Origin of the sequence: Serratia sp. Ser99, from assembly GCF_024519545.1 — a bacterium.
In the GTDB taxonomy this organism is placed as follows: Bacteria; Pseudomonadota; Gammaproteobacteria; order Enterobacterales; family Enterobacteriaceae; genus Serratia; species Serratia liquefaciens.
In genome coordinates this window covers 175,637-187,505 of the sequence record NZ_JALJRT010000003.1, presented here as the reverse complement: position 1 = coordinate 187,505, position 11,869 = coordinate 175,637, and the positions used below count along the sequence as shown (strand labels likewise).

Sequence of the window (11,869 nt, the reverse complement as noted above, 5' to 3'; positions counted from 1 at the left end):
CTTAGTCCTGCAGACGGGCGATCTCTTCGCCGAATTCGCGGATATCTTCAAAGCTGCGATAAACCGAGGCAAAGCGAATATAGGCCACTTTATCCAGCTTTTTCAGCGCATCCATCACCAGGTTGCCCACCAGTTTAGTCGGCACTTCACGCTCGCCGGTGGCGCGCAGTTGGGATTTAATGTGGTTAATCGCGTTTTCCACGTCGTCGGAGCTGACCGGGCGCTTTTCCAACGCTTTCAGCATGCCGCGACGCAGTTTGTCTTCGTTGAAGGGCTCGCGAACTTCATCGCTTTTTATGACCCGCGGCATCACCAGTTCAGCCACTTCAAAGGTGGTGAAACGTTCATTACAAACCAGACATTGGCGGCGACGGCGCACCTGCGAACCATCACCCACCAGGCGAGAATCAATGACTTTGGTATCAACGGCGGCGCAGAAAGGGCAATGCATAACACGTCCTGATAAACGTTTTTATAGTTAAGAACAGTTTACCCCGAAGTGCGGTCACAACAAAGGCCGCCGGTTATTTGTTGCGAGCCCCTCTTCGAAATAGCGCCCCAAAAGGCGACGAACATGACTTTCCCCACCAGCCGGGCTAAGCTGATATCAGGAGATGTTGAATAGGAAATACCCGTCATGACAACCCGTTACCCCAAAATTTGCCTGCTCAGCGCACTGGTTCTGCTGGCCGGATGCGCACAAACTCGCGAAGTGCCGAAGCTGCGTAACCAGGTGGTTGAACTGAATCAGAAACTCACCATCCTGACCAATCAGGCCACGGCGCTGGAACAGCAAAACCAGCTGAATCAGAACTCCACCAGCGGCGTCTATCTGGTGCCTGCTGCCAATAATGCCGCCCGTCTGCACAGCAATCTCGGCGAACTGAGCGTGTCACTTAGCCACGTAAAAACCGAGGCTAACGGCGCCCAGGCCTTGTTGCACGTTCGCACCTTGTCACAAGCCTCCTTGCCTGCGTTCAAGGCGGTAGTGGAATGGGGCCAGCTAGATGCGGCCACCGGTAAACCGCTGACGGCCGATGCGCTTTCACAACCTATCGCCACCGCGGACTCGCTGCTGCCAAAAACAGAATACAGCTTTGAGCTGCGTTTCAGCGGCCTGACGCCAGAGCAATTAGGCTATGTGCGGCTGCACAGCGTAGAGCCCACTACGGCCGCCGTCCCTCAGCACTAAGCTTTTGAATGCCCACTCCCGGCCTTGACCGAGCGTGGGCCTACCGCTTAGCTCAACCGCTGCAGCCTTGCCGGCAACCCCTGGCGCACCGCCGCGCCGCTGACCCAATCCAGCCAGCTATTGCTGATTTCGCGGGTCGGATCGGGCAAACCGAGGTCGTTGAGATTAATGCCGGCGGCAATGCGTGCATCCGCGGCCAACGGTTGACAATCCAGTGTGTGTGTCCGCGCGCCCATCTCACGATGGCCATAACCATGCTCAATAGCAATTACGCCAGGCATCACACCATCCAGCAGGCTGATCTGGGCTTCGACGCTGCCCCCCGGGGTCTGCAACCTGACCCGATCGCCATGCCGCAGCGCATAACGTCGCGCATCGGCCGGATTCAGCGCCACCAGATTGACCGGTTTCACCGCACGCAAGCGGTCGATCGGTGCCGTAGAGCTGCTCATCAGATGCGATTTGAACGACATCAAACGGAACGGCCATGCCTCTGGCGGATAGTGCTCCCCGACATCAGAGCCGTCGGCAAAACGCGGCGGGTAATAGGTCGGACAGCCGCTATAGCGCTCTCCCGTCATCGCATGGCGGTGGCGGGCCACCTCTTCGTTCCAGATATTCAATCCCTTTTTCCACTGTGGGCCGGTTTCATCGCCACGCCAGGCCTGCTCATAAGGCGCAAAACGCCCACCGCGCGCCAGCAGATAGCCCACACGCAGTCGCTCATCCGCTTTCAACACGCTATCCAGCGCCGGTTGCAGGCGATCGACCCCGGTCAATCGCAGCTCGCTTTCCGTCGCCTCGGGCAGCGGTTCACCGGCAAAGGCCACGTTGGCCGCCGCCCGCAGATAATAATCTTCGGCATTGTGCAGCCCGAAGCGGTTACCCTGTAGATCCTGCAATGCGCCGTCGCCAAAGCCCGGTAAACCCATTGCTTTAGACAGCGCAATGACAAAGCTCTCCAGCGCCACCGGCTGCCCATCGGCCGTTTTCGCCGTACGTGACGGCACCACCGGCCAACGTGCAGTGCTCGCCCGCACCATCACACCGGACCAGGGGGCGGTAAAACCCCAACTCTCGAAGTTATGCGTATCCGGGACGATATAGTCCGCCAGCGCACTGGTTTCGTTAATAAAAGCATCGATCGCAATAAACAGCGGTAGCTGCCGAGGGTCCTTCAGCCGACGCTCAACCACCTCACGCAGACCGGCCACGCCATACAACGGGTTGCCCATATGGCTGATCCAGGCTTTTAGCGGGTAGGGATATCCCATCAGCGCCGGTGCCAACTGTTCGGTGAACTGGCCGGCCACGAACGGGTACCAAGGCCCGCGCGCCGGGTAAGGTTTTTCCCCTTGCTCGAGCTTGCGGCGATATTCGTCGGATTGTTCATACGCCTGCTTGCTGCGCGATAGCACCAATCCTTTCGGTTTCACCATGTCGGGAAACGTCTTGAGGTTATAGCGTGGCCCGTCGGCAAACTCTTTGAATTTGCCGCCGCCCACCGAAACACCGCCCTTAAGGTTCAGGTTGCCGATCAGCGCGTTGAGCATCATCACCGCCCAACTGTTATAAAAGCCGTTGCCGCTCATCATGCCGCCGTGGGCAATCACCGCCGCTTGCCGTTGGTAAGAGGTAAACTCTTTGGCCAGTGCGGCAATGGTCTCGGCACTGACGCCACAGCGCGCGCTGTATTCAGCCAGCGTAAAGCGCTCAGCCGCTTGTTGCAGACACAGGAAGCTCGAACGCACCCGAACCTGCGAACCGTCAGCCAACTGTAATGGCTGATCCACCCGCAACGGCCCCTGCAGCGCCAGGTTGGCCGCTACCGGCTGACCGCGCTGCTCATCCCATACCAAAGGTGAACTTTCTGCCTCTCCTGGCGTGCTGCCGTCCAGATGTTCCTGACACAAAAACTGTCCGCACAAGGGGTGATCTTCATCGGTGACTACCAGATGCGTGGCATTGGTCCAGCTTTTTTCACCGGCGGCCTGCATTGCCACCTCGCCTGGCAACGCCAGATAGTCTGCGTTATAACGTTCCTGCTCGATAATCCAGCGGATCATCCCCATGACCAACGCAGAGTCTGTACCGGGCAACACCGGCACCCAACGGTTGTGATCGTTGGCCAGGGTCGTGGTCAACGGCAATGCCGGAGCCACGACCACGTAACGAAACTCGTCGCGCATGCGGGCATTGGCCAGTTGACGCCCCTGGCGCTTGAACGGGTTGCCGGACTGCGCCGGTGAAGTGCCGAGAAACAGGCCAAAGCGCAAATTATCCCAGTCCGGTTTGACGTGGGCATTGGTTTCCAAATCGCCCATTAAAGCCCCGGAACCGGCACGATAGGCCAATCCACAATAGGCGCCATGATGACCGAAGTTACGTGTCCCGAAGGCGTTTTGCGCGAAACGTTTTATGAACGCGTCCCGGCCTTCATCGCCGGCATTGGTGACCAACAGTTGATTGGCCTTGGGGCCCAACGAAGGCTGAGCCGGATCGAGCGGCGTGTCGAGATCGCGGATAGCCCGCAGCCCCTCGATCGGCCCTTCGCCAAACAGATCGCCGCCCTCCACCACTTCCTGAATCAGCTGTTCAAAGCTGATGCGTTGCCACTGCCCGCCGCCGCGTGGCCCTACCCGCTTCATCGGCTCCAGCACGCGGTAAGGGCTGGTTAATCCCTCCAGCAAGGTCGCGCCCCTGGCGCAGGCCGTCGAGCGTTGTTCAAGGCCCTCATCGCCCCCCAGACGGTTGAGCGCGTCCGCCACCGGCAAAGCGTAGGGAAAGTGACGATCGTGAGATAGCGGATGGTAAGGATTACCGGCGATCCGCAAGATCTGGTGGTTCTGGCGATCCACCCTGACCCGTACCCCGCATAGCGTCCAGCAGCCAAAACACTGGGTCATCGATACTGCCTGCTGTGGGTTGGCCTGCCAGCCATCGGGGTGTCGACGCCCTTCGGTTGGCAAGGCGTTGGCGCTGATCCTGTCCAGCGTCAATTTACCGCTGCTGCCGTCGCGCAGCCCGGTAAACACCTTCTGCACCATCTCGCTGTAGCTGGCGCCGAACAGCGTCAACCCGCCGAAGGCCAGGCCGCCTTTTAACCACTGACGCCGCGTTGACTTAGCCATAATGTTTTTTCTCCATCAACTGATGCTGTAATTCACGGATCCCAATGATTAACGCTATCCACAAACCCAAAGTGCCCAGAATCGCCAACAGCCCTTCGCTGCCGAGCGGTAGCACATAGGGGTTGGCTAATACGTTGAACTTAGGCAGCGTCTGGGTTTGCATCAGCAGCAGCCAACGCACACCCCAGCAGAGCAACAGTGCGACCATGCACTGGCCCAGCAACCCTTTTGCCCCCAGCGCTTGGCTGCGAACTCGCCAGGCCAGCGCCAACAACAATAAGATCGAGACGACAACGGCGATGCCGGCCAAACGCCAAACCACGCCTTGACTTGCCAAGCGATGCAACGCGGCAGAGGACGTGCTGCCATCCAGCCACCAGCCAAGGCAAGAGAAGCACAGCAACAGCAAACTCACTGCCTGATAGCCAGCCAGACGTGGCTGCCACTGCGGTTCGTGCCGCAACCAACAGGCCAACAGCGGCGGAACGGCCTGCACAGCGGTAAGCAACAGCAACCAGGGCAACCACAGGCTGTACCACAGCGGCTGCGCCCTGAGGACGGATACCTCGCGCCCGGTATAGAGCAAGATGCTGGCTGCCGAAAGCAAGGTGGCCAGCGCCACCCAACGTAGCCATTTTTCCTCGCGCCAGGCCGGGAATATCTGCAACCAACGCGCCCAGAATGGTAAGGTTTCCGCTCTCAACCGACTACGCATCAGCAGCGCGAAATAGCCCATCACTAGCAGGGTAAACAGCGGCAAGAACAGCGAGCCGAGCGACATCCACGACCAGGGCGTAAAGTGCGCGTAAAAATGCCAGATACGAGCAGGTTGGTGCAGATCGGCACTCAGAGCCAATGGCGCGACTGTGCCGCCCACGACTGCCAACGAGACGGCGGCCAGTTCCAGCCGGACCGTTTTGTTGGGTTCACGCCAGCGCAGCCAGACGGCAATAACGACGCTGCCGCAGGCCAAACCGATGAAGAAGAAATACTGCACCGCCCAGGGTAGCCAGGCGATCTCCTGCGGACGGGCCATGATTTCGCGGATCATGCGTGCACCTCCTGCCACAACGCCGGTTGCCCCCGGACATGGCTGACGAAAGCCTCATCCAGCCCCAGATAGAAAACCTGCGGATGCGTGCCCTGCTCAGGCTTGAGTACCTTGAGCTGAGGCTGGTGCTGTTCCAAAGTGCGCCTCAACACTCCCTGACGATCGTTAAGATCGCCAATCATCCGTGCGCCCCCGACACAGGATTCGACACAGGCCGGTAGCAGTCCGGCATCCAGCCGATGCACACAGAACGTGCATTTGTCCGCGGTTTGAGTTTCATGGTTGATAAAGCGCGCCTCATAAGGGCAGGCCTGTACGCAATAGGCACAGCCAACGCAGCGGGTGTTATCGATCACCACAATGCCGTCCTGCCGCTGGAAAGTGGCCTGTACCGGGCAAACCGGCACGCAGGGCGGGTTATCGCAGTGATTGCACAGCCGTGGCAACAGCACGTTGGTGGTCGATGCCTGGCCCTCCAGGGTGACCTGATATTGCAGTACACTGGTGCGAAATTGCCCCTGAGGCAGTTGGTTTTCCACCGCGCAACTGACCGTGCATGCCTGACAGCCAATGCAGCGACGCAAATCAATCAGCATCGCCATGCGTTTTTCACCGTTGCCTTCGCGACGGGCCGGTTGTAACTGCCAACCTGACTGCGCCAGCGGCACCAGCGCAGCGCCGGCGGTGAGCGCACCTAGCCGTTGTAAAAACTGACGTTTCCCACTGTCCATTGATTTCTCCCAATAAGTACCTGCCGGGGAACTGATACAAGGGAGTGTAAAAAGGGCAACCGGTCGCCAATATTGTGGTTTACCACATTACCGTCGACGGCTTGATCCAGGACAATTCAGACCGGTGATGGGGATCATAAAAGCGGAGATGATGTGATAAGAGCAGCGCTACTTCTGTTGCTGGGCAGTTGGTTGAGCTCAGCCTGGGCGGAACAATGGACGATAGCGGTGCTGGCGCTGCGTGGCGATGCCCATGCGCTGGTCCAATGGCAGCCATTGCTCGATCATCTTAACCGCCAGTTTCCCGCAGACCATTTCCAACTGTCGCCAGTAAGCCTCAGCGGTATGAAAGAGGCCGTCCGCAGCGAGCGCGTCGATTTTCTGCTCACCAACCCGGCTCAATACGTTCAACTGGATAACCGCTATCCACTGCGCTGGCTGGTTTCACTGCGTTCAGCCCAACCCCCTCTGCAGGGCTCAAGCAACGTCGTCGGCAGCGTCATACTGGTGCGCAGCGACAGTCCAATAACCACGCCCCGCCAACTGACCGGAAAGAACGTTGGTGCCGTCGCTACCGATGCTTTTGGCGGCTACCTGCTGGGTTACAAAGAACTGCTTTCCGCGGGCCTAAACCCGGAGAAAGATCTGCAGCTGCACTTCAGCGGTTACCCGGCGGATGCTCTACTGTATCAATTGCGCGATCGGGCATTGGATGCGGTGATTGTGCCGGTTTGCCTGTTGGAAAAAATGCAGGCGGAAGGACTACTGCAGGCCGGTGATTATCGCGCACTGCTGGCGAAGCAAAGCGGCCAGCGCTGCCTGACCAGTACCGAACTGTACCCTAACTGGTCCTTTGCCGCCTTAAACCACGTGCCGGACCGGTTGGCAGACGAATTAACTCGCCAGTTGCTGCAGATGAACACCCCCGGCTTGCCGGTTTGGGGAGCCCCGGCGTCATCACGTCAGGTTAATCAGCTGCTGCAGGATCTGAATATCCACCCGACGCAGCGTTCTCTCTGGCAGGAACTGTACCTTTGGGCACAGCAGCATTGGCTGCTGCTCAGTGGCATTGTCGGGGTGATGGTATTGCTCGGCGCCAATCATCTGTGGGTAGGTTATCTGGTACGCCGCCGCGGGCGCCAACTCGAACAAATGCATCAGACGCTACGCGCCAGAGAAACTGCTCTGGCCCGGGCGCAGCGCCTCAGCGCCCTGGGCGAAATGGCCTCCGGTTTTGCCCATGAGCTTAACCAACCGCTGGCGGCGATCCGCCACTATGCGGAAGGGTGTCGTATCCGTCTGGAACGCAGCGACAACCAACATGAACTGCTGCCAATCCTCGAACAGATTGGCCAGCAGGCACAGCGTGGTGCGGAGAGTATCGTTAACTTGCGACGCTGGGCCAGCAAAACACCCCATGACGAAAATGCACAATGGCTGTTACTGCGCCCGCTGGTGGAACACGTCATCCAATTGATGCAAATAAAACAACAGCATCCGCAGTGCCGATTAACCATTAACATCCCGTCGCAGAGCCAGCTGTACAGCCAGGCGACGTTATTAGAGCAAGTGCTCACCAATCTGTTGAGCAACAGCCTGCAGGCGGGTGCCCAACAAATCACGCTGCGCCACGAAGCCGACGCACATCAGCACCGGTTGCTTATTGAAGACGATGGCGGCGGGCTCAACGCCGAACAACTGGCAATGCCGTTCGTGCCCTTCCGCAGTACCAAACAGGAAGGTCTCGGCTTAGGGTTGGTGATCTGCCAGCGGCTGTTGAAGGGCCAAGGCGCAGAGCTGACGCTGGAAAATTACTTAGCTTCCCCACAACGACAGGGGCTGCGCGTGATTCTGCACTTCCCTGTCATTCAAAAGGATCCCAGCCATGGCGCTGATACATCTGGTTGATGATGATTTTGCCGTTACCGACGCCTGCCGCTTTTTACTCGAAGGGCTGAATTATCGGGTACAAACCTGGCACGACAGTCAAAAATTCATCGACAGCATCGATCCCTATCAATGCGGCGTCGTCATGCTGGATATCCGGATGCCGGGGATTGACGGGCAACAGGTTCATCAACAGCTGCGGCGGCAAAACAGTACGCTGGCGGTGGTGATCGTCACCGGTCACGGCGATATAGCCATGGCCGTGGAGGAAATGAAGCTTGGAGCCGTCGATTTTCTACAAAAACCGATCGCCGCCGCGCCGCTGATTGAAGCACTGGAGCGCGGCATTATCCATTCGCAACGTCAGGTTGAGCAACGCCAACGGCAACAGCTTTTCGGCGCGCTGACACCGCGCGAACGCGATATTGCCCGTGCGGTAGCCGCAGGAATGACCAACAAACAGATCGCCGAACATCACTTTATCGCGGTACGCACCGTCGAAGTGCATCGGGCCAGAGTGATGGAAAAAATGCAGGCGGGTAGCCTGGCAGAACTGGTGAACGCGCTTAACCGACTAACGCTAACCAGTCTGGATTAGCGATTTTCAGGCAAAAAAATGCCGGTCGGGATAAACCGGACCGGCATCGTATTTCAACTCACCGACAGATTACGGCAAGAGAGAAGGCTGATCTGCGCCCTCTTTCTCCACTTTCTGCTGCAGCATGTGTTCACGTTTCATACCCAGCTTCAACGCCAGCGCGGACGCCACGTAGATGGAGGATACGGTACCGATAGACACACCGATCAACATAGCCAGAGAGAAGCCGTGCAGCATCGCGCCGCCGAAGATGTACAGCATCAGCACCACCATCAGGGTGGTACCGGAGGTCATCAAAGTACGGCTCAGCGTCTGGGTCAGCGACACGTTCATGATTTCGTAAGGCGTCCCGCGGCGGATCTTGCGGAAGTTCTCACGAATACGGTCGGAAACCACGATGCTGTCGTTCAACGAGTAACCGATAACCGACATCAATGAAGCGACGATGGTCAGGTCAATCTCGATATGGAACAGCGACAGCACGCCCAAGGTGATGACCACGTCGTGTGCCAGCGCGATAACCGCCCCCAGCGCCAAACGCCATTCGAAGCGGAAACCGACGTAGATCAGGATACTGATCAACGCCACCAGCAGCGCCATGCCGCCGTTTTGCGCCAGTTCGGTGCCCACGCTCGGGCCGACGAACTCTATGCGTTTTACGCTAGCGTTTTTGTCGACCGAATCGTTGATCACGCCGATCACTTTGTTACCCAGTTCCTGGCCAGCGGTACCGGTCGCCGGTGGCATACGCACCATCACGTCACGGCTGCTGCCAAAGTTCTGAATAACCGGGTCCTGGAACCCGGCTTTTTCCAGCGTATCGCGCATCAGATCGAGGTTGGCCGGTTTTTCCAGGCTGATTTCAATCACCGTACCGCCGGTGAAATCGAGACCCCAGTTAAAACCACGTACCGACATAACGGCGATTGACGCGATCAGCAGCACCAGCGAGATGCCGAAGGCCACGTAATCCCAGCGCATAAAGTCATAGACTCTACGGCCGTAGTTGAGTTGTTCAACAGTATAATCCTGTGCCACAACGCACTCCTCAGATAGACAGCTTGTTAATGCGTTTGCCGCCGTAAAGCAGGTTGACGATGGCACGAGTACCGACAATCGCGGTGAACATGGACGTCGCCACACCGATTGCGGTGGTAATCGCAAAGCCCTTGATCGAACCGGTACCTACTGCGTACAGAATGATCGCGGTGATCAGGGTGGTGATGTTGGCGTCAACGATACTGGAGAACGCGCCTTTATAGCCCTCATGGATCGCCTGCTGAACGGAACGTCCGTTCTTCAGCTCTTCCTTGATACGTTCGTTAATCAGTACGTTGGCGTCAACCGCCACCGCCAGCGTCAGCACGATACCGGCAATCCCCGGCATGGTCAGCGTCGCCCCCGGCAGCAGGGACATCACGCCGACAATCAGCACCAGGTTGGCGACCAGCGCTGTGGTGGCGATCATGCCGAACTTACGGTACCAAACCACCATAAACACGATGGATGCCACCAAGCCCCACAAGCAGGCTTCCAGACCTTGGGTGATGTTCTGTTGTCCCAGGGTCGGGCCGATTGTACGCTCTTCCACAATCTGGATTGGCGCAATCAGCGCACCGGCACGCAGCAGCAGCGAAAGCTGACGTGCTTCGTTCGGGTTGCCGATACCGGTAATACGGAAGCTGTTGCCCAGACGTGACTGAATGTTCGCCACGTTGATCACTTCTTCCTGTTTCACCAGAATCGCACGGCCATTGGCGTCTTTCTTGCCGCTGTCCTTGTACTCCACAAACAGGGTCGCCATCGGCTTGCCGATATTGTCCTTGGTGAAGTTGGACATCGCAGTGCCGCCGGCACTGTCCAGCGAGATGTTCACCTGCGGTTGGTTATATTCGTCGGTGCTGGAAGTGGAGTCGGTGATATGGTCACCGGTCAGGATCACACGCTTGTACAGCACGACAGGCTGGCCTTCACGGGTGTCTTTCACTTCTGAGTCGCCTGGAACACGGCCATTTGCCGCAGCCGTGACGTCCGCATTGGTGTTAACCAGGCGGAATTCCAGCGTAGCGGTAGCGCCGAGGATCTCTTTGGCGCGAGCGGTATCCTGAATGCCAGGCAGCTCGACCACGATGCGGTCGGAGCCCTGACGCTGCACCAGCGGTTCGGCAACGCCGAGCTGGTTAACGCGGTTACGCAGGATAGTGATGTTCTGCTGTACCGCGTATTCGCGCGCTTCGCTCAGACGGGCATCCGTCAAGTTGGCTTTCAGGGTGTTGCTGCCGTTGGCAGAGAACACCATATCGCGCTGACGCGGACTGAGGTAGCTGATGGCCTGATCGCGGGCAGCATCGTCACGGAAACGTACTTCCACGCCGTTGTTGTCCAGCTTGCGGATAGACGCATAAGGAATGCCCTTTTCACGCAGCTCGCTGCGCAGGGTATCCATGGTCTGTTCCTGCAGCTTGCTCAGGGCAGTGTCCATGTCGACTTCCATCAGGAAGTGCACGCCACCGCGCAGGTCCAGACCGAGTTTCATCGGTTCGGCGCCCAGCATGGCCAACCAGGCTGGTGTGGCCGGCGCCAGGTTCAGCGCAACCACGAACTTGTCACCCAGTTCCGCCATCAGGGCTTCACGGGCACGCAGCTGAATATCAGGATTGCTAAAGCGAGCCAGGATGGCGCCATTTTCCAGCGCAATCGACTTGCTCGTAATCTTGTCTTTTTCTAATACGGTACGGACTTGGTCCAGTGTAGTTTCACTGGCGGCGACACCGCGCGCGCCAGTGATTTGTACAGCCGGATCCTCACCATAGATGTTGGGAAGCGCGTAAAGCAGACCGATGAAGATCACCACGATCAGCATCAGATACTTCCACAAAGGATAACGGTTTAGCACGGCAATTCCCTTCGGGAAAACAAAATTACAGGGCCTTCATGGTACCTTTCGGCAGAACGGCCGCCACGAAGTCACGCTTGATCATCACTTCCGTGGTGTCGTTCAGCGCAATGGCGATAATGCCGGTGTCAGCCACTTTGGTCACGCGGCCAATCAGGCCACCGGTGGTCAGCACTTCATCACCCTTGCCGATCGAGTCCATCAGCTTCTTGTGCTCTTTAGCGCGTTTCTGCTGTGGGCGCAGGATCATGAAATAGAAAATCAGACCGAACACCACCAGCATAATGATCAGAGAGTACGGGCTTCCCTGAGCCGGAGCCCCTGCGGATGCGACGGCGTCAGAAATGAAAAAGCTCATTGAAATTCCCTCATTAAGTTATCAA

General features: G+C 57.9%; 10 protein-coding genes. 3 read left to right on the top strand and 7 right to left on the bottom strand.

Going from position 1 to position 11,869, the window contains the following annotated elements; translation table 11 throughout:
* Window position 1: 1 nt before the first annotated feature.
* Window positions 2-451, bottom strand: coding sequence for a transcriptional regulator NrdR (gene nrdR, locus NR114_RS08555; protein WP_004949256.1), 450 nt, complete (start codon window positions 449-451; stop codon window positions 2-4).
* A gap of 186 nt (window positions 452-637) precedes the next feature.
* On the opposite strand from nrdR, the gene NR114_RS08550 reads away from it, so the two are divergent.
* Window positions 638-1,192: a DUF3251 domain-containing protein gene (locus NR114_RS08550; RefSeq protein WP_020825470.1), complete on the top strand. Its 555-nt coding sequence runs from the start codon at window positions 638-640 to the stop codon at window positions 1,190-1,192.
* A 47-nt stretch (window positions 1,193-1,239) separates the two neighbouring features.
* Here NR114_RS08550 and ttrA read toward each other — a convergent pair whose 3' ends face one another.
* The 3 genes from ttrA to ttrB are packed head-to-tail and all read right to left on the bottom strand — an operon-like array spanning window position 1,240 to window position 6,105.
* A complete protein-coding gene (gene ttrA / locus NR114_RS08545) occupies window positions 1,240-4,323 on the bottom strand; it encodes a tetrathionate reductase subunit TtrA (RefSeq protein ID WP_256814077.1) in 3,084 nt (1,027 codons plus the stop codon).
* Window positions 4,316-5,374 carry a tetrathionate reductase subunit TtrC gene (gene ttrC, locus NR114_RS08540; protein WP_234528959.1) on the bottom strand — a complete coding sequence of 353 codons (1,059 nt, stop codon included), beginning with the start codon at window positions 5,372-5,374 and terminating at the stop codon, window positions 4,316-4,318. The genes ttrA and ttrC overlap by 8 nt, the downstream gene beginning before the upstream one ends.
* The gene (gene ttrB, locus NR114_RS08535; protein ID WP_129982662.1) at window positions 5,371-6,105 is read right to left on the bottom strand and encodes a tetrathionate reductase subunit TtrB; all 735 of its coding nucleotides are present in this window, start codon (window positions 6,103-6,105) and stop codon (window positions 5,371-5,373) included. The genes ttrC and ttrB overlap by 4 nt, the downstream gene beginning before the upstream one ends.
* 153 nt (window positions 6,106-6,258) lie before the next feature.
* On the opposite strand from ttrB, the gene ttrS reads away from it, so the two are divergent.
* Window positions 6,259-8,013, top strand: a complete 1,755-nt coding sequence (gene ttrS, locus NR114_RS08530; RefSeq protein WP_234528960.1) for a tetrathionate respiration histidine kinase TtrS — start codon at window positions 6,259-6,261, stop codon at window positions 8,011-8,013.
* A complete protein-coding gene (gene ttrR, locus NR114_RS08525; RefSeq protein ID WP_115059871.1) occupies window positions 7,991-8,590 on the top strand; it encodes a tetrathionate respiration response regulator TtrR in 600 nt (199 codons plus the stop codon). Before ttrS ends, ttrR begins: the two co-directional genes overlap by 23 nt.
* Window positions 8,591-8,659: 69 nt before the next feature.
* Here ttrR and secF read toward each other — a convergent pair whose 3' ends face one another.
* From secF to yajC, 3 genes are read right to left on the bottom strand one after another with little or no spacing between them, the layout of a single operon-like run.
* Window positions 8,660-9,628 (bottom strand): protein translocase subunit SecF, encoded by a 969-nt coding sequence (gene secF, locus NR114_RS08520; protein WP_020825464.1) that lies wholly within the window; start codon window positions 9,626-9,628, stop codon window positions 8,660-8,662.
* A 10-nt stretch (window positions 9,629-9,638) separates the two neighbouring features.
* A complete protein-coding gene (gene secD, locus NR114_RS08515; RefSeq protein ID WP_071844576.1) occupies window positions 9,639-11,486 on the bottom strand; it encodes a protein translocase subunit SecD in 1,848 nt (615 codons plus the stop codon).
* A gap of 25 nt (window positions 11,487-11,511) precedes the next feature.
* The gene (yajC, locus tag NR114_RS08510) at window positions 11,512-11,844 is read right to left on the bottom strand and encodes a preprotein translocase subunit YajC (protein ID WP_004949246.1); all 333 of its coding nucleotides are present in this window, start codon (window positions 11,842-11,844) and stop codon (window positions 11,512-11,514) included.
* Window positions 11,845-11,869: the final 25 nt, after the last annotated feature.